This is a genomic window from Bacillus sp. MC1252 (assembly GCF_056838025.1).
The window spans coordinates 359,347-381,394 of record NZ_CM166369.1 but is presented as its reverse complement, the minus strand read 5'-3'; the positions used below and the strand labels follow the sequence as shown (position 1 = coordinate 381,394).

2 protein-coding genes and 1 riboswitch are annotated in these 22,048 nt (G+C 45.8%); both genes read right to left on the bottom strand.

Features of this window, described 5'->3' with window-relative positions; translation table 11 throughout:
* Window positions 1-29: 29 nt before the first annotated feature.
* Window positions 30-10,730, bottom strand: a complete 10,701-nt coding sequence (locus ACYH0L_RS01945; protein WP_482354304.1) for a non-ribosomal peptide synthetase — start codon at window positions 10,728-10,730, stop codon at window positions 30-32.
* Window positions 10,731-10,749: 19 nt separating this feature from the next.
* Window positions 10,750-21,465, bottom strand: a complete 10,716-nt coding sequence (locus ACYH0L_RS01940; protein ID WP_482354303.1) for a non-ribosomal peptide synthetase — start codon at window positions 21,463-21,465, stop codon at window positions 10,750-10,752.
* A 146-nt stretch (window positions 21,466-21,611) separates the two neighbouring features.
* Window positions 21,612-21,704, bottom strand: a riboswitch (cyclic di-GMP riboswitch).
* Window positions 21,705-22,048: the final 344 nt, after the last annotated feature.

Here is a 22,048-nt window from a genome sequence, read left to right as displayed (position 1 = left end):
TTCCCTTTTTTATGACTGATCTAGTGGTGTTAGGTCAATTTCTCCTCAAGCATGTCAAAGATATCATCCATTTCATCCATTTCAAGGTCAGCAGCAGAGAAGTCACTTGGCGTAAACTCTCGCTCGTGACGCGCTAAGCAATGGGTGATAATGGATTGGATTTTCCCCTTCAGCAATGCCATGAACTGCTGTATCGTCTGTTCTTCATATTCATCTGTACAATAGGAACACGACAAAATGAATCGATTGTGTTGAACAAGACCACTGAGATTCAGCTTATAGACAGCTTCTGAATCAGGGCTTGCTTGTCGTCCCATATCATAGGCGGACGGTCCAAAAAGTTCTGTCGTCACTTCCTGATCAATCTGCCCAAGATAGTTCAAGCTGATTTCAGGATGTATGTGTTGTGCTGCCGCCTCCGTAGCTGTCAGGTATTTTAAAATGCCGTAGCCAATTCCTTTATTCGGCACACGTCTCAGCATCTCTTTCGTTCCTTTAATAGCCTCAGCTATTGTCTGACCCGGCTTCGCTTCAAGAACGACTGGATACATACTCGTAAACCAGCCAACCGTGCGGGATACATCTAACCCTGATAAAATATCCTCTCTTCCATGACCTTCAATCTGCACATGTACATGAGATTGACCTGTCCATTCCTGAACGGCAAGACCGAGAGCACACAGGAGAACATCGTTTATTTCTGTTGTGTACGGAAGGTGAATATCGGTCAAAAGATGCTCAGTTTCTGTTTCTGTCAGCTGCATTTGGATCGCTTTGGTTTGAGCGACTTTTCTTACTTTCACTTCATGATCAACAGGTAAAGTGGTAAATGGCATGCTGTCAATCCCTGTCCAATACTCATGTTGGCTTTTTAATGGCTGTGACTGCGCGTAGCGCTCAATCGCCTCTGCCCATTCTTTGAAGGAGTGGGTTTTTGGCGGCAGAACCAGTGTTTGTCCTTGTTCTGCCTGCTGATAAAGAGACATAAAGTCCTCTAGTAAAATTCGGCATGAGACACCGTCAATGACAAGATGGTGGGTCACCATAAGTAGATGATCACCGTTTTCTGTATGGAAACAAATCACTTTCATGAGCGGACCTTTTTGGAGGTTCAGCTGACGCTGATACTCATTGGCATATGTGGAAATGGCCTTTATCACGTCCTGCTCTTTTGAGACATCACGAGAAATAATCGAAAACGGTTCTGTGAGATCCCGCTGATTGTATTGCAGAATGTCATCATGCTCCTGCCTGTAGACCATACGCAGTGCATCATGATGTGAAAGTAATTTCTGCATCACTTGTTCTGTAATCGAAAGGTCAAATCCATTTGGCGCATGAAGCATCATCGAGAGATTCCAATGATGCTGGTCGCTGAATGCTCGCTCAAAGAACCAGCGCTGAACCGGCGTCAAAATGACTTCCCCTTCGACAGGTGATTGGTCAGCTGTCATTTGATCAGCTTCTTCGATATATGGACGGAGCTCCGCAATCGTTGGATATTGGAATAGCAGCTTCATATCAAGCTTCCAGCCCTCTTGCGTGAGCCTGCTCGCCATTTGAATGCCTTTAATCGAATCTCCGCCAAGGAAAAAGAAATGATCATGAATGCCGACTTGGCTCACGCCGAGCACGTCTGCCCAAATGTCGCAAAGAAGGGCTTCGATTTCGTCTCTTGGGGCTTCGTATGCCGTTTGATCCGCTTCCATATTTGGAGCTGGCAACGCTTTGAGATCGACTTTGCCATTTGCCGTCATTGGAAATTGGTCTAGGCTTATGATCCATGGTGGCACCATATATTCTGGCAAGGTGCGTTTTAAGCTTTCTTTTAAGTCTTCTGTTCCATTCTCCGTGATGACATATGCGGCAAGGGCGTCTTGATCGCTTGCATCTTTCACCGTTGTCACGACTGCTTCTTTTACTGAATCCAGTTCAAGCAGCTGAGCTTCAATTTCCGACAGCTCAATACGGAAGCCGCGGACATTGACCTGATGGTCTTTTCTGCCGAGATAGATGAGCTCGCCATCCTCTGTCCATTTCACCAAATCGCCTGTGCGGTACATGCGCTCCTCTGGATAAAATGGATCTCGTACAAATCGTTCGTCCGTCTCCTCTGGGAGATTCCAGTACCCTCTTGCCAGTCCTTTCCCCGCAATGACGAGCTCACCCGGTACGCCTGGCGGCGAGAGGTCATATAACGAACCCAAAATGTAAAAACGAGTATTGGCAATCGCTGTTCCGATAGGAAGCGTGCCTTGATCTGGATTGATGATACCGCTTGTCGCCACGACCGTATTTTCAGTCGGGCCGTAGTTATTCACTAGTTTGTATCGAACGGGCTTCACCTGTTTCAGCTTGTCTCCGCCTGTCAGTAAGTAGCGCAGAGAGTGATTGTCCATCGACATAAACTGCTCACATAGCTGAGTTGGCAGGAACGCAATGGTGATGCCTTCGTCATTGAAATACGTATTGAGCTTGATCATATCGAAGCGAATCGCTTCGTCGATAATGTGCAACTCTGCGCCGGCGATCCATGTCGGGAACATCTCCCAAATGGAGGCGTCAAAGCCAAAGCCGGCATATTTGGCGGTTCGATCTTTATTTGTCACCCGGAAGGCATCATTGTGCCAGAAAGCAAGATTCACGAGTGACTGGTGTTCGACCATGACACCCTTCGGCTGTCCAGTCGTACCGGATGTGTAAATCATATATGCGAGATCAGTTGGTTTGACATCAACCTGAACGTTTTGCGTTCCTCCTTCTGCGGCATCTTCTATCAACAGGACGTGACCTGTGAAAGAAGTTGGTGCATTGAGCTCTTTTTGGATAAGAAGCACTTCTGCCCCGCAGTCTTCCAGCATGTACGCAATGCGCTGCGCTGGATAATCGGCATCAATCGGCACGAATGCCGCACCAGCCTTGAGGATGCCAAGGACGGCGGCCGTCATGTCAAGGGACGGGCGGGTGAGAATGCCGACGCGATCTCCTGGTTTTGTGCCGTTTGAGATGAGTCTTGAAGCGACTACATTTGCCCGGTTATTCAGTTCTTCATATGTCCAGCTGGATCCGCAGAAGGTCGCCGCTTTTTGATGAGGTGTTTCATGTGCCTGTGCCTCAATCAATGCATGAACGGTTTGATCTGACGGGACGTCGAGGACCGGTCCTGACCATTCGCCGAGCAGTTCCTTCTTTTCTTCTTTCGTTAAGATAGATAGCGCTGAAATTGGCTGATTCAGCTTAGCCAGCATTTCGTCTATAATTTGTTCAAAATATCGACTCCAGCGCTGAATGGTACTCTTTTTAAACAGTGCCGCTGCATACTCAAAGCGCAGGCCCACTTGATCTTGTTCTTCAAATACACCAAGAGTTAAGTCAAATTTTGCATGAACCGTGTCCTGCTGCTTTTGGGAGAGCTTTAGTCCATTCAGTTTCAGATCCGGTAACGTCAGGTCACGGTCATCCGTTGTCAGCATGACACTAAACAATGGATTGCGGCTCGCGTCTTTCGGAAGATCTAACTGTGAAACCAATTCCTCAAACGGGAATCCTTGATGTTCATAGGCTGATAGGTTGCGATCTTTCATTTTTTCAAGCAGGTGCTCGGCGGTTTCTTCCAGCTGCAATTCATTTCGAAGGGCCAGTGTATTCACAAACATGCCTGGAATCCGTTCGAGTGAAGCATGTGTACGTCCTGCTGTCACAGCGCCTATCACGATATCTGTCTGCCCAGTTAATTTATGAAGGAAAATGGCAAACGCGGTTTGCATCACCATGTTCAAGCTCACACCTTTTTCAGCCATGAGCGTTTTGATGGACTGCGTTTTTTTAGCAGATAACCATCTATCGACTCGGTCTCCTTCAAATGACTGAACACTAGGGCGCGGAAAATCAAGCGGAAGCGCCAAATCTTCTGGAGGTTGTGCATATTGCTCCAGCCAATACTGCCGCTGTTTTTCAAGCGATACTTGCTGTTTTTCCTCCTGCTGCCATACCGCATAATCCTTGTAGTGCAGCTGAACTGGCGGTAACGACCTTTTCTCATACAGCTCTGCCAATTCTTGAACGAGCAGACTGCGTGTGACACCATCTGCAATGATATGATGGATATCCATCATGAACACAAATTTCTCATCAGAAAGCTTTGCCACTTTCGCTCTCATTAATGGTGCCTGTTGTAATGAGAATGGTGTGATGAATTCCTCTACGACAGATTGCTCCTGATCGCTCTGTATTTCAACAACCTCTAACGTAAACGGTACCTGGCGATAAACTTTTTGGACTGGCACACCGTCAATTTCCACAAAGGCTGTCCGCAAAGATTCATGTCTTTCGATTAAAGCTTGAAGCGCTTCTTCCAGCTGCTGCAGATCAAGGCTTCCTTCCATCATTAAAACGGCTGGCATATGGTAGGTGACTGCGTCTGGATGCAGCTGCTGTAACACATACATACGCTTTTGTGCGGAAGAGACGGGATAGAAATCTTGCTTTTCCGCTGACTGAATGGATGTGACGACCGAAGAATCAGCTTCTTCCAAGTATGCGGCCATCGCCCGTATGGTTGGCTTTTCAAAAAGGACTTTGAGCGGCACATGCTTGTTTAGCTTGGCTTGCATCTTCGAAATGAGTACCATGCCTTTGAGGGAGTGACCTCCTAATTCAAAGAAATGGTCATGAACACCGATTTGTTCAACCCCAAGAACATCTGACCAAATGGCACAAAGCGTTTGCTCAAGTACCGTTTCTGGTGCTACGTGCGCCGTACGGTTCATATGCACCTCATGTGGAAGCGGCAGAGACTTCGCATCCACCTTTCCGTTTTGTGTGAGCGGAATGTGATCCACTTTGACAAAATAGGTTGGAATCATATAATCCGGCAGTGCCTCCGCAAGCTTTTCTCTAAACGCCAGCGTTCCAATGTGTTCAGGCGCTGTGTAATATAGCGCAAGCTCAGGTAAACGGGACAGGTGAAGCACTTTGACATACACTTCTTGAAGGGTTGAAAGTGCACGCGCGGCATGCTCAATTTCTTGTTTCTCAATTCGGTAGCCGCGGATTTTCACTTGATCATCTACTCTTCCAAGAAACTCAATGTCTCCATTTGCATGCTGTCTGACCAAATCCCCTGTCCGATACATCCGCTCTTGAGGGAAAAATGGATTTTCAAGAAAACGCTCTGCTGTTAATTCAGGCTGATTCAAATACCCTTTCGACACGCCTTCCCCAGATATATAAAGCTCTCCCGGTGCGCCATAAGGGACAAGGCGCTGCTCTCGATTGCATACGAGCGCTCTTGTATGAGCAATTGGCTGCCCGATTATAGAGCGTTCCTTTAAAGTGTCCAGCTCATGCGGTGTGATCAGCTTGGTCACTGTTCCGATGGTTGTCTCTGTTGGACCATAATGGTTCATCACTGCAACGCATGGATGCTGCTTCATAAATGTCTCAACATCCTCAGGGACAATGGATTCTCCTCCAAGTACAACAAGGCGTAAAGCGTCAAATTCATGATTCTTAGAATCTGCCATCATATGAAATAGGGATGGTGTCATTTTGATATAAGTCAATTCTTGCTCATCAATGAAACGCATGAGACGCACAGGGTCTGTATACACATCTTCACGAGGAACATAGAGTGTACCCCCTGCTTTTAAGACAGGGAAAATGCTTGTGTAACCGAGATCGTATGCATAAGAAGAAAGCAGTGCAGTTCGATCATATTCTTGCAGTGTTACCTCATTTGTCAGCCAGGTGACGTAGTGTGATAGATTACGATGCGTAAGCTGTACACCCTTCGGCTTCCCTGTTGTACCAGATGTATAAATCACATAAGCGAGCTGATCAACCGATACATCCGGCAGATCTAACGAATGGTTTTGGTGCACTGCTTTTTCGACATGTACCACTTGAAGAGACTGCTGATCCTTATATGAATGGGTATGCGTCTCATTTGTGACGATGACTTGTGCACCTGAATCTTCTAATGTATAGCGGATACGTTCGGCAGGAAAAGCCGGATCAATTGGTACAAATGCACCTCCTGCTTTCATCACACCGAGCATTGAGACGATGACATAAACAGAGCGATCAAGGATGAGCGCCACAGTACTTTCTTTCTCTACGCCTCTAATCTTCAGTTCACTGCTAAGTGCATTTGACATGTCATCAAGCTCGCGATAGGTGAGCTTCCTTTGATCATCCATGACCGCAATGGCATCTGGCGTTTCCTTTGCCTGACGTGAAAATTGGACATGAAATGGCTCATGACGATTCGTTTGCCCTTCATCTTTTTTCTCCAACCGCTCCATTTGCTCATGCTGGTCCAGTATATTGAGCAAGCCGATCTGTTCATCCGGATGGTGGATCGCCTCACGAATAATCGCCAGAAGATGAGTTCCTAACCGGCGGACGGTCTCCTCTTTAAATAATGCCGTTGCATAGTCAAGGCTCAGTTTTAATTCTCCCTCACGTTCAAATGCCTCTAGAGACAAATCAAATTTGACCGAGCGATGCTGAATGGCATAAGGCGATATGTGAAGATCGCCGAGCCTTAGAGCTGGAACCTCCATGTTCTGCATATTAAACGAAACGCTAAAGAGCGGGCTCCGAGTTGTATCACGATCTAGCGGAAGACGTGCAATTAGCTCTTCGAGTGGATAGCTTTGATGTGCAAAAGCCTCGACACTCGTTTCTTTTATTTCTTCAAGCAGCTGTAAAAATGATTTGGTTTGTTCTGGTTTCCCGCGCATCGCAATGGTATTGATGAACATCCCCGGCATGTCCTGTATATCAGGGTGTGTCCGCCCTGCAACAGGGGAACCAACGATGATATCTTCCTGCCCACTATAAGAAGCGAGCAGCACTTGAAATGCAGATAACAAGAACATATACAAGGTCGTATCTGTTTTCTGAAGCAATTCATGAATGCGCTGAGTCGTCACTTGATCACAGCCAAACATCACTCGTTCTCCGGCAAAATCACGTTCGGCTGGACGCGGATAGTCTGTTGGTAAATCTAAAACCGGTAATTCTCCTTCGAATTGCTTCAGCCAATACGCTTCATGCTCCCGCTGTTTCTCCGTCTCTTCTTCACTTAACTGCCAGACAGCGTAATCTTTATAATGAATGGCTCTTTCTGCAAGTGCTTCTCCATCATAGGCCTTCGCCAAATCTTGAATGAACGTCTTCATGGAGCTGCCATCTGTAATGAGATGATGTGCTTCCAATACTAGAAGATGACGGTTTTCATTGACTTTCAACAGCTGCGCTCGTAAAAGGGGTGCGGCTGTCAAATCAAATGGTGATTGACGTTCAGTAAGAAACGCCTCTGCATCTTCTTCCTTTATGTCATGGACGGGAAGGTCAAATGCAGCACGTTCATGCACCCTTTGTACAATGTCTTCTCCGTTCATATGAAAACTCGTTCTCAAAATTTCATGCGTTTGGATCAACTGATCAAACGCTGAGCTGAGCCGCTGATGATCGAGTACACCTTCAAGTGTTAATACGATCGGAATATGATAGTTCGTGCTGTCAGGTTCGAGTGTCTGCAAAATGTATAAGCGGCGCTGAGCTGGCGACACCGGATATTCTTCCGCCTGCGTTGCTGGCAAGATCGGATGGCCCTGTTCTTCTTGACCGTCCTGATCGATATATGCCGCAAGTGAACAAATCGTTGGCTTCTCAAAAATCACTTGAATCGGGACTTCCTTTTGAAACACCTCTTGAATCTTCGCTGACATCATCATCGCTTTGAGAGAATGTCCCCCAGCCATGAAGAAATGCTCGTCTACTCCAATCGTTTTCCCAAGGAGCTCCTCCCAAATTTGAGCGAGTGCCTTTTCCGTTTCGGTTTTAGGCGGAATGATCTTGATCTCTTCACGATGCGCTTCGTCTGGCTTTGGTAAGGCTTTTCGGTCTACCTTTCCGTTCGCTGTAAGCGCAAAGGCATCGAGCTTCATCACATGGTGCGGCACCATATAAGCTGGTAGCTCTTGATTGAATAAAGCTCTCACCTCTTCTTCTGTCATAGTCCCCGTGAAGTAAGCGGTGATTTCCTTTTCATCTGAAGAAGACTCATGGACGAGTACAACCGCATCATCTATGCCAGTCTCTTGCTGAAGCATCGTTTCAATTTCACCGAGCTCAATACGGAAGCCGCGAATTTTCACTTGATCATCTTTCCGGCCGAGGAATTCAATCTGGCCATCCGCGCCATACCTAGCCAAATCCCCCGTTCGATACAAACGTCCTGCCGGCTTAAAAGGGTCTGCCATGAATACTTGATTGGTCAAATCTGGACGATGGAGATATCCTCTTGAGACACCATCACCGCCGACATACAGCTCTCCTGGCGCTCCAATTGGCTGAAGTCTTTGATAGTCATCTAAAATGTAGGCTGACGAATGATGAATCGGCTGACCAATTGGGATCGTGCCCGTTTCATTCCCTCTCACTTCATAAATGGTCGAGATCGTTGTATTTTCTGTCGGGCCATATGCATTCAGTAATACAAGTGCTGGATGATTCTTTTTCACAAGCTCTGCACTCTTCACATTGATCACATCGCCGCCTGTGATTAATGTGGTTAATCCTTTGAACATCTGCGGCCGCTGCTGAGCCAGCTGATTAAATAATCCAGTCGTTAAAAAGAGCGCCGAGATCTGATGTGTTTGAATAAATTGTTCGAATCGATTGATATCCAATAAAGTATTACGGTCAACAGGATAAAGCGTCGCACCACCCAGCAGCGTGGTGAAGATTTCAAAGGTAATGGCATCAAAGCTGACTGCCCCTGTATGCGCCATACGATCCGAAGCGTTCAAACCCAATTTTTCCTGAGAACATGCTAATCTCACAATATGCTGATGCTCAATTTGAACACCTTTTGGCCGTCCAGTTGAGCCCGACGTATACATGATATACGCCAATTGAGAAGGAAACGTCCGGACTGAGAAGTCCACGTTTGAGCAATTAGACATTTCTGTCACATGAATAGCCTTGATGTTTTCGTAAACTGGCGGCTGACTGTCAGCATAAAGCAAAATCGATACGCCGCTGTCTTCAAGCATAAATTGGATTCTCTCCTCAGGCTGGGATGGATCAATCGGTACATAAGCAGCCCCTGCATGAAGAACTGCTAAAATGGCGATGACCGCATCTGCTGATCGGTTCATATACACCGCGACAGCATCCTCGGGCTGTACACCGTTTTCAACCAGACTGCCAGCTAATTGATGGATTTCTTGTCCAAGCTCTTCATATGTGAATGCTCGATCTCCTTCGACTAATGCCAGATGGTCAGGCTGCGCCTTGATGCGTTCCTTGAGAAGCTCAGGAATGGACAGGTGCTTCGGATAATCTCGCTCTGTCTTGTTCCACGCTTCAATCTGCTGCTTTTCTTCTTCCGTCATACATGTCACTTCATGAAGGCGTACGTCAGGGTTTTGGATGATTTGCTTCATGAGATGGGTCAGGTGTTTAGAGATATTTCCAATCACCTGTTCTTCAAAAGCTATTGCATTGTATTTCATTTTCAATGTCCACGTTTCACCTGGATAGACAAGGACATTCAAATCGAAATTCGTTTGTTCAAATCCACCCTTTACATCAATCGAGAAACCAAGACGTGCAGACATGGTGTCACCAGACAGCTCTTGATCCAAAGGATAGTTCTCAAACCCAACCAAGTGATCGAAGAGCTGTCCTCCACCGGCTGTCTTTTGCTGAATCTCATAAAGCGGCATGAAATCATAGCTTTCCGCTTCCAGGGCATGCTGCTGAACCTTTTGAAACAGTTGTTTGAAAGTCTGCTCCTGATCCAATGTCACCCGGACTGGTATCGTATTGATAAACAGCCCTGCCATGCGCTCAATCCCAGACACACTTGGAGGCCTTCCCGATACGACCGTTCCGAATGTGACATCATCTGCCGCATGATATGTGCCTAAAAGAACGGACCAGACAGCTTGAAACAGGTTCGGTGCTGTCACTTGGCATTGTCTTGCTGCATCTTGAATGGCTTGTACCATGTCAGCATCCCATGTGAACGTCGATTCCTGATGGTCGTATTGCCCGTTCGTCTCTTTCTGATGAAGCAGCCCTTGATGCTGAACAGCACCGTCTAGACGCTCCTTCCAATAGCCTTCCGCTTCTTGTTTGTTTTGTTTTCCAAGCCACTGGATATAGTCTGCATAAGGCTTACCTTGTGAGCGGTCAGGCGTTCGTCCGTTTCGGTAAGATTCATAGTAATGAAACAGTTTTTTCATCAAAACACCCATGGACCAACCATCCATGATGATGTGATGGTTGCTCCAAATGAGATGCCAGTTTGTTTCATTTAATTGAAAAACAGCGACTTTCAACAACAGATCATTCGTTAAGTGAAATCCTTGCTTTCTCAATTGCTTTTTATATTGATCTAATACCTTTTGCTGCTCCTGATGATTCAGATGAGATAGATCCTCTCTATACACATCTAGATGACGTTCAGCTAGTACAACCTGACGAGGCTTTTGCAATTGCTGATAGACAAAGGCTGTACGGAGAATGTCATATGTCCGTATAAGCTCATTGAGACTCTTTTCAAAAAGATCGAGATCAAACTCTCCGCTTATTCCAAGCTCAAGCTGTGTGAAATAAGAGGAGGAATTAGGGTCTAGCATGGCATGATACAGCATGCCTTCTTGCATTGGTGTTAAAGGATATACCTTTTGAATTTTCTGTTTGCTCATAGTCCACCTCTTCATTTGCTTAAAATATATCCATTAGCTTTTCAAGTTCATCCATCGTGAGATCATCATCCCCTACATCACTAGGTGTGATTTGGGTCTCATCCTGTGATACACAATGAGAGATCAGGACCTTCACATTCTTTTCTAGGAGATCCTTGAACTGTTCCATCGTATGTTCTTCAAATTCAAGGTGATGATATGAAATCGTCACATGGAGCATGCTTTGTTCAACAAAACCAACAATATCTAGTGCATGAGGTTTCTCTGATTCAGGACTAAGCGATTGACCTGCATGCCATGCGGATCGATTCAGTTCACCGCCGCCGATCTGTTCATCAAACTGGCCAAGGTAGTTAAAGCTGATGTCCGGTGTGACATCAAAGGCGATATCCCCCTTCATTTTGTCAGGTGTTAAATATTTTAAAATGCCATAACCGATCCCTTTGTTCGGAATGTGCCTGAGTTCCTCTTTTAAATGCTTGATTTGATAAGAAAGATCGTCTGCATGCGACATATCCAGTAACACAGGATACATGCTTGTAAACCAGCCAATAGTCCGCGACACATTGACCGCCGGAAGGATTTCTTCTCTTCCGTGCCCTTCAAGGTGAATCAAATGTCTGTCTTCACCTGTCCACTCTTTCATCGATAATCCTAATGCTGTCAGCAAAATATCGTTTATATCTGTGTGGTAGGCCTCGTGTACACCCGTCAGGAGGCTGTGCGTTTCCTCTTCAGACAATGTAAATCGAATTGTCTGCGTATGAAGCATTCGTTGATCCTCCGTGACATGATCCTTCTGAAGCGGTGTGACTGAATGTGAAAGTACCTTTTTCCAATAGGCTCTTTCCGCTAGCAGGTCATCTGACACAGCGTATTCTGTCAGCCTCTGGGCATATTCTTGGAATGAATGTGTTTTTTCAGGAAGTGTCAGGACCTCCCCGCGCTTCGACTGTTCATAAAGAGCCATGAAGTCTTCAAGGAAAATACGCCATGACACACCATCGATGACAAGATGGTGTACGGCAAGCAATAGGTGATCTCCCTGCTCCGTTCGGAAAATAGCAGGTTTCACTAATGGGCCCTCTGTTAAAGAAATACTCGCCTGCACTTCATTTGCCAGCTTTTCTACCTGCTGGATTTGCTGCGTGAGCTCCCCTTTTACTTCAATCACGTCAACTGCCACATTGTTTTCCTCTACTCCACGATGACGCTGGATGATGCGTCCTTCTTCCAATGGATAAATCAACCGCAATGCATCGTGATGGATCATCAGCTGCTCCAACACTTGCTTGACGATCGCTTCATTTAAACCTTTTGGGGCATGAAGCATAACGGATTGATTCCAATGATGCTGACTGCTAAAGTTTCGTTCAAAGAACCAGCGCTGAACCGGCGTCAAAATGACTTCCCCTTCGACAGGTGATTGGTCAGCTGTCATTTGATCAGCTTCTTCGATATATGGACGGAGCTCCGCAATCGTTGGATATTGGAATAGCAGCTTCATATCAAGCTTCCAGCCCTCTTGCGTGAGCCTGCTCGCCATTTGAATGCCTTTAATCGAATCTCCGCCAAGGAAAAAGAAATGATCATGAATGCCGACTTGGCTCACGCCGAGCACGTCTGCCCAAATGTCGCAAAGAAGGGCTTCGATTTCGTCTCTTGGGGCTTCGTATGCCGTTTGATCCGCTTCCATATTTGGAGCTGGCAACGCTTTGAGATCGACTTTGCCATTTGCCGTCATTGGAAATTGGTCTAGGCTTATGATCCATGGTGGCACCATATATTCTGGCAAGGTGCGTTTTAAGCTTTCTTTTAAGTCTTCTGTTCCATTCTCCGTGATGACATATGCGGCAAGGGCGTCTTGATCGCTTGCATCTTTCACCGTTGTCACGACTGCTTCTTTTACTGAATCCAGTTCAAGCAGCTGAGCTTCAATTTCCGACAGCTCAATACGGAAGCCGCGGACATTGACCTGATGGTCTTTTCTGCCGAGATAGATGAGCTCGCCATCCTCTGTCCATTTCACCAAATCGCCTGTGCGGTACATGCGCTCCTCTGGATAAAATGGATCTCGTACAAATCGTTCGTCCGTCTCCTCTGGGAGATTCCAGTACCCTCTTGCCAGTCCTTTCCCCGCAATGACGAGCTCACCCGGTACGCCTGGCGGCGAGAGGTCATATAACGAACCCAAAATGTAAAAACGAGTATTGGCAATCGCTGTTCCGATAGGAAGCGTGCCTTGATCTGGATTGATGATACCGCTTGTCGCCACGACCGTATTTTCAGTCGGGCCGTAGTTATTCACTAGTTTGTATCGAACGGGCTTCACCTGTTTCAGCTTGTCTCCGCCTGTCAGTAAGTAGCGCAGAGAGTAATTGTCCATCGACATAAACTGCTCACATAGCTGAGTTGGCAGGAACGCAATGGTGATGCCTTCGTCATTGAAATACGTATTGAGCTTGATCATATCGAGGCGAATCGCTTCGTCGATAATGTGCAGCTCTGCGCCGGCGATCCATGTCGGGAACATCTCCCAAATGGAGGCGTCAAAGCCAAAGCCGGCATATTTGGCGGTTCGATCTTCATTCGTCACCTGGAAGGCATCATTGTGCCAGAAAGCAAGATTCACGAGTGACTGGTGCTCGACCATGACACCCTTCGGCTGTCCAGTCGTCCCGGATGTGTAAATCATATATGCGAGATCAGTTGGTTTGACATCAACCTGAACGTCTTGTGCTTCTCCTTCTGCGGCATCTTCTATCAACAGAACGTGACCTGTGAAAGAAGTTGGTGCATTGAGCTCTTTTTGGATAAGAAGCACTTCTGCCCCGCAGTCTTCCAGCATGTATGCAATGCGCTGCGCTGGATAATCGGCATCAATCGGCACGAATGCCGCACCAGCCTTGAGGATGCCAAGGACGGCGGCCGTCATGTCAAGGGACGGGCGGGTGAGAATGCCGACGCGATCTCCTGGTTTTGTGCCGTTTGAGATGAGTCTTGAAGCGACTACATTTGCCCGGTTATTCAGTTCTTCATATGTCCAGCTGGATCCGCAGAAGGTCGCCGCTTTTTGATGAGGTGCTTCATGTGCCTGTGCCTCAATCAATGCATGAACGGTTTGATCTGACGGGACGTCGAGGACCGGTCCTGACCATTCGCCGAGCAGTTTTCGCTGCTGCTGTGGTGATAATAATTGCATCTGATCTAACGATTGATCCGGTGCTGACACCATTTGTTCAATCAAGTAAAGGAAATACTCTTTCCACTTCTCAATTGACGACTGATGAAAGATAGCAGAATTAAAATCAAACACAAGCTCAATTTGATCAGGAGATTCATTTCCAGTTAAGGTCAAATCAAATTTAGCAATATTCTCTTCGAATGGCTGTGGAACAATATGAAGTCCATCCATCGACAAGTCACGGATATCCGCATTTTCCATTGAGAACACCACATCAAAGATTGGATGGCGGCTTGTGTCTCGAACCGTTTGCACTTGGTCTACCAATTCTTCAAACGGGTACAGCTGATGTTCGTTTGCCTCTAACACAAGCTGATGAACATTTGACGCAAATTCAGCAAATGTCTGATGTCCTGCTGGCTTCGTTCTAAGTGCCAGCGTATTCACAAACATACCGATCACCGATTGAATATCAGGATGGGTTCTGCCCACAACCGGAGAACCGATCATGATATCTTCCTGTCTCGCAAGCTTGCTTAAAAGGGTGCTGTAGCAAGCAAGCAGGACTGTATAAGTCGTACTGTTGAGTGACCTGACTAGCTCATCCAATTGTGCTTTAAGCGAGCCGTCGATCGTAAATGAGATGCGATCTCCTGCGAATGTCTGCACTTTTGGCCTTGGCAGGTCTTCCGGCAATGCCAGTACAGGCAGTTCTCCGTGTAATTGCTCCAGCCAAAACGCCTGTTCAGCACCTTTTTGCGCAGCAGATGCCTCACTTTTTGACCAAACAGCATAATCCTTATATTGAACAGGTAAGTCCTCTAGCTTGTCTCCTCGATACAAGGTTGAAAGCTCCTCAATTAAAATACCGACAGACGCACCATCTGAAATGATGTGATGCATATCAATCAGTAAATAATGGACATTTACGGAAACAGACACAAGACCCACTCTGAGTAGAGGCGCTTTTTCTAAATCAAATGGTCGGATAAAGTCATTCATTAATTGCTGAATGTCTCGGCCGTTCCCTTCGATTTTTTCAATGTCTACAGAGACATTTTCTTCAATCTGCTGAACAGGTTCACCCTGAACAAAATCAAAGCTCGTACGGAACGCTTCATGACGACGAACAAGCTGTTCAATGGCTTGTTCAAATCGTTTTTCATCAAATACGCCTTTAAGCTTTAAGGCAGCTGGCATATGATAGCTTTGCTCAGCATCGGTCATTTTCTCCAGAACGTACAGTCTTTTCTGAGCAGACGTCACTGGATAATAGGCCGCCTCTTCCACTTTCTCCACTCGCTTAATTTCCTTTTGCTCCGCTTGATCAACCACAAGGGCAAATGCCTCTAATGTTGGGGATTCAAATAAAGACTTCAAGGTGAGCTCCACCTGCATCTCTTCGTACAGCCTGTTCAGCATTTTCATGCCGCGCAGCGAATGGCCCCCGCATTCAAAGAAATGATCGTGCCTGCCGATTTGCGGCACTTCAAGTACTTCCTCCCAAATGTGTGCCAACGAACGCTCTGTCTCCGATTGAGGAGGGGCGTATTCATTTGCTGCGTGCTCACTTAGATCAGGCGCCGGTAAAGCCCGTCTGTCTACCTTGCCGTTACCCGTCAGCGGAAGCTCGTCTAATTGCATGAAGAAGGCCGGTATCATATATACAGGTAATTCACGTCCTACTTGCTCACGTAAATCAGACAATGAGACAGAACCTTCTGCTGTGAAATACGCACATAATGTATCATTTGATGCTGCAATTACGACAGCTTCCTTCAGTTGCGGGTGCCGCAGCAGCTGGTGTTCAATTTCTCCAAGTTCAATTCGCTGTCCTCGAATTTTGACTTGATGATCGATCCGTCCAATGAATTCAATATCTCCATTTGACAGCCAACGTGCAAGATCACCCGTTTTATACATGTTCTCACCAGGACGGAAAGGATTTTTGACAAACTTTCCGCTTGTGAGTTCTGGCTGCCCATAATACCCTTTCACAAGTCCATCACCAGCGACACACAGCTCTCCTGCAACACCTGGCGGCTGCACATGCCCAAATTCATCAACAATATAAACAGCTGTTTGACTCACTGGCTTTCCGATTGGGATAGATAGCGCCTGTTTCTCAATGCGATTCACAGGATAATACGTGGTGAAAATCGTGCTTTCAGATGGTCCATACATATGAACAAGCTTGTCTTCCCCAACCGTTTCAAGCGCTGACACGACATGAGGCACAGAAGCACGTTCTCCGCCAAACAGAACTTTTCTTACGTTCTTCAGGCTGTCCTTTTTCATATCAATGAGTAAGTGAAAAAGAGCTGTCGTGATCATTAAAATGCTGACTCTTTCTTTCTCGATCGCTCCAGAAAGCTCATTCATATTTAAAATGTTGTCTTTTGGCAGAACAATGAGTTTCGCTCCGTTTAATAAAGCACCAAACACATCAAACATAAAGGCATCAAATACATAGTTTGAGAGGCTCATCACCGTGTCTTCATGATGAATGGTGAGATAATTCGATTGCTTCACCGTTCTCAAAATGTTCCGGTGTGTCACCATGTTCCCTTTAGGCTTGCCTGTTGTACCAGATGTATAGGTCAAATTCGCCAAGTCCTCAGGTGAAACACGTACAGCTGTATTTCTTTTTGATTGCTGATCAACAGCCTGATCTTCTGTTTCTATAATTGTTCCCTCAAAAGCAGTGAGCACCGAGCGATGACGCAGCACCTGATGTGTCAGTAAAAATTGTGCATCGCTATCTGACAAAAAGTACTTCACGCGCTCATCAGGGAAATCGGGATCGATTGGTACATAGACACCGCCCTCCTTTAGTACAGCCAGAACAGACAGCACCATCTCATTGGATCGTTCAAAGAATAAGGCCGCTTTCATCCCTTTCTCAAAACCATTTTCACGTAAATAATGAGCCAGTTGGTTCACTCGGTCATTCAGTTCTTGATAAGAAAGAACCTCACCTTTACATTGCAGTGCAGGTTTTTGACCATGTTGCTGCACCTGTGCTTCAAACTGCGTCACAATGGTTTCTTCCGCAGGATAAGGCGTAGGTAACGGGTTCCACCTATTCAGTTGAGCTTCAGCCTCTTGTTCAGACAGTAAACGATAGGAACGAATGGCTTCCCCCGGCGTTTTGACCATCTGCTCCAAAAGATAAACATAATGCTTGAGCATCTGCTCTGCTGTATGTCGTTTAAATAAGGCCGTACTGTAATCGAGAACGAAGGATACACCATGACCTGACTCCATCGCTTGCAGTGTTAAATCAAATTTCGCAATATGGAAATTGGTTTCCTCGACTTCGACTTTCATTTCTCCAATATGCTGGGCTGGCGAATGATCCGGCGTCAGGGTAAAGACGGTATCAAATAATGGATGGCGGCTAAAATCTCTTTGCACATTCAGCTTTTCAAGCAACCGCTCAAATGGGTATTGCTGATGCTCAAACGCCTTTATCGTCTTTTCCTTTACATGCTCAATCAACTGCGTCATTGTTCTGTTCGGATCAACCTCTGACCGCAAAGCAAGTGTCTGGACAAACATGCCGATCATGTCATTCAGATCTGCATGCACACGCCCTGCTGTTGGTGTCCCGACCACAAATTCCTTTTGACCTGTGTATTTCGCAAGCAATGTATAGTAAGCAGAAAGCAGAACCGTATACAGTGTCGTATGATGATTCGCTGCAAGCTCCTGTAATTGTTCCTTTAACGTTTCATCTATTTCTTTGATCACACGATCCCCTGCGAAGGATTGAAGAGCTGGACGCTGATGGTCTGTTAGCAGCTGTAAAGCAGGAATATCGCCCGAAAATTCTTGCAGCCAAAATGCCTCTTCTTTTTGAAAACCTTGATCTGCCTGGTGTTCTTGCCAAACAGCATAATCTTGATATTGAAGCTTCAATGGCGCTTTGACCGATCCCTCGTAAGCATCTGACAGCTCACGCAGCATCAAATCGATCGAAAGACCATCTGAAATCAAGTGATGCATATCGAAAAAGAGCAGATGCTCCTGATCATGTATTGACTGCAAGCCAATACGAAGAAGTGGTGCACACGCAAGATCAAAAGGCCTGACAAAACGATGCATGTTCTCTTCCATCGTGCCGCCTGTCAGCTGCTCTATTTGAAATGGCACTGATGGAGCTACCCGCTGACGAGGGACACCTTTGATTGTATGAAAAGAAGTACGCAGTATATCATGACGTGTGATCAGTCTTTCAAAGGCTTCAGTCAGCTTTTCTCGTTGCAGTGTTCCTTTTAACCGCACAACAGCTGGCATATGGTATGCAATGCTCTGCTCTAATTGACTCACCATATAGATGCGCTGCTGTGGAGGTGACAACGGATAATCGGCGGCAATCGGTGCTTTCGGTATGACCGTTTGAGCGGATTTTTCCGCTTGCTCAATATAGGCGGCCAATGCGGCAATCGTCTGCTGTTCAAATAAAACAGACAACGGCACTTCTACTTGAAAAGCCCGCTCAATATGTGTGAGTACTGTCATCGCTTTGAGCGAATGCCCGCCTCGATCGAAGAATGAATCATATACACCGATCTTCTCTTGATCAAGAACTTCTTCCCACATACGAACAAGCTCCGTTTCCACATCGTTTCTAGGCGCTACATAAACAGCACTGACAGCCTTGTCTCCTTTTAATGCGGCGAGTGCACGCCGGTCGACTTTTCCGCTTACTGTGAGTGGAAATACATCTAGTTCTTTAAAATAGAGAGGCATCATATAAGCAGGAAGCTGCTGTTTGATAGCGGCTTGCAGCGTGTTCACTGACACACCTTCTTGCTGGACCTGATAATAAGCACTTAACGCTTTTTCACCATCCGCCTCACCAACTACAAGTACGACAGCCTGACCGACTCCCTCTACCTGCTCCATCACCGCTTCAATTTCGCCTGTTTCTATGCGGTAACCCCTAATTTTCACTTGATCATCCATTCTGCCAAGATAATCAATCGTGCCATCTGGAAGCCATCTGACGAGATCCCCTGTTCGATACATTCGATCATGTGGAGAAAACGGGTCGCCCGTAAATACCTGCTCCGTCAATTCAGGCTGATTCACATAGCCTCGTCCAACACCTATCCCCGCAATGCATAGCTCTCCAGCAGCCCCCTGCACCTGCAATTGATCATGTTCATTTAAAATATAAATACGGTGATGCCCAAGCGGCTTTCCAATCGAGACATAACGCTGTTCAGATAATTCCCGCAGTTCATTGAGGTCTAGGCGATGAACCGCCGCATCCACACACGTCTCTGTCGGACCATACACATTCCATAGATTAAAATCAGGCTGACTCATACGAACAGCTTCGATCAGAGACTGCGCCGCTTTCGCAGGCAGTGCTTCTCCTCCAATCAACATGTGAGTCAATGACACCCCGCTCAAATCCGCTGCAAGTAAAAGCTGCACATGCGCCGGCGTTCCATCCGCTGCTTCAATTTGATGTTTTTGATAATAAGCCGCTAGCTGAACACCATTTCTCGTCGATTCTCTTGGGACGATATGAAGCGTATGCCCAAATAAAAGGGCAGCAAAGATTTGTTTCACCGATGCATCAAAATGGAATGGTGCAAGAAGCGCCATTTGAAGCTCACTGGCCCCTTGATACATTTCATGATGCAAAGCATGGACCAAATGATGCAGCTGAAGATGCTCAATCATGACGCCCTTTGGCTTCCCAGTCGTACCCGACGTATAAATCATATAAGCCAAATCCTCAGGTACCGTCTGATCTACGAGCTCAGACAGCAGGCCATCATCTAATAAAATATGCTGCTGCACGATCATTTTCTCCGAGAGGGCTGGGTACTTTTGAGCTAACGATTCCTCTGTTAAAACGATGGAAGCACCTGAATCCTCCACAATAAATTGAATGCGCTCCTCAGGTAATGCCGGATCAATCGGTACATACGCCCCGCCAGCCTTTAATATGCCGAAGATCGCCACCATGGCATCTGCCGTCCGATCCATTAAAACCGCAACAGGTACATCACGCGAAATACCTTTCATTTGTAAAAATCGTGCCAGCTTTTCTGCCTTTTGGTACAGCTCACCATAAGTGAATGTTCCATTTTCCGCTACAACGGCAGCTCGCTCTGCATACTTGTTTGCTGCCTCATCAAATAACTGATGAACCGGTTTCGCTGCTGGTAGTTCAAAAGATTCTCCCTCAGATAATTGCAGCAGCTCCTTTTGCTCACCCGCTGAAAGTAAAGGCAATGTCCCGATCAGCTGATCAGGCTGAGAGACCGCCGCTTCCAGCAATATCGTGAACCGATCAAACATCTTACTCATATCTTCTTCACTGAATAAATCTGTACGGTAATCCAAATCAATGGTCAATGTATCTGTATCCCAGCGGTCTTTCACATGAATCGAAATATCATTCATTCCGCTCCCACTAAAAATCGGTTCAGTAATGAAAGACAGATTCTCTTTTTTCTGCCACTGCATGACCTGATATTCTAAAGAAATATCAAAAAGGCGCCCTGTAAACCCTTCTCTTTCTCGCAAATCATTCATGAGCAGATTATAAGGATACTTTTGGTGACGCAATATCTTCATTTGATCCGCCATGACCTGCTTTACGAAATCAAGAAAGGATTGTGACCCATGAACAGATGCTCGCATTGGGATCGTGGAAACAAACATACCAATCATCTTTTTTTCTTTGGCATTCGTCCGGTTGCCCATAAAGGTTCCAAGGACCACGTCCTCCATGCCGCTAAATCGATGTAAGTAAATATAAACAGTGGACATAAACATAGAAAGCATACTGACTTTCTGTTCTTCACAAAAGACACGAAGCTTCTCCTTCAAAGAATCTGGGATATCCCCTGAAAATCGCTCCGCATGTAAACTCATCTCGTATCCCTTATGCGGTTTTAAAGAAGCGAAATCTGGAATATGATCAAATTGCCCGTTCCAAAAAGCTCGGTCTTTTTGAAAACGTTTAGAAGATTCATAGGCTTGTTCACTCATAATGTGATCAACGAAGGAAATCTCCTCAACCGGCAAAATGTCTCCCCCGTGCAGCATGTCATGGTATAAATCGATGATGCGATTTCCCATCAAGATAATGGAAATACCATCTGCCACAATATGATGTGCTTTACAGAACAGCCAGCACTCTTGATCACTGATTTGAAAGACCGTAAATTCAATCAAGGGGCTGTCAATCAACGGCATCGGCTCACGGATTTGCTCGTTCGCCCAAGCCCTCACATCCTCTTCACTCCAGCCTTTCACCATGCGAATCGGCTGCTTCTCATATGGTTTGATATATTGAACAGGCTCCCCCTGTTCATTTCGATACACAAGCCTCAAACGAAGAGAGTCAGTTTGGCGAATGTACTCTTGAAGAACGTCAACGACCAAAGAGGGATTCAGACCTGATACCGATCTCAACCTGGCGAATCCGCCCAAATTAGAAATACTTGTACCTGGATAAAATTTTTCCGTGTAGAATACTCTCTTTTGCGCATGTGTTAAGGGGTAATAAACTGTATTCATTCTTATCTCCGCCTCTTCTATGTTTTCTCCACCAACGTGAAACCCTGCACCCTCTATATCAAAAGAACCAAGTCTATTTCATTAAAATAGACGGAATAACGGAAAAGGAGCCCACCCCGAATAAAACGGAGAGACTCCCATTTTGATTCGGTAGCCTGCCGACCATAGCAAAAAAGCAACTTTTACCTTAGGACATGGCTTTGCGTCTCTACGTTTCCATAGATTTGCCTTTTTCTTCTTTTCTTTTAGATATTTTCTATTTACGTCCACTTTATATGAAATTATTGTTTTTTTCACCGAAAAATGGGTGTAAAGATTCATGCGTTATGCCGAAGGGATCACGTCATAATTTACGATATTTACCGAAAATAACTAATAATAGTTGCGCATCACCGAAAATAATCGACTAAATACCGCAAAAATTTCATGTTTTCCCTTAAATTTTGCAAATATGACCGAAAATGTAGGAGAGAGGTCTCCTTTCATTTCTCGCAATTTCTTAAATCTTAAGAACTATATTCCCTGAAACTCTGAAAATTTTTACCATAAAAAACAATACAAAAGGAGCTGCCATTTCAAATGA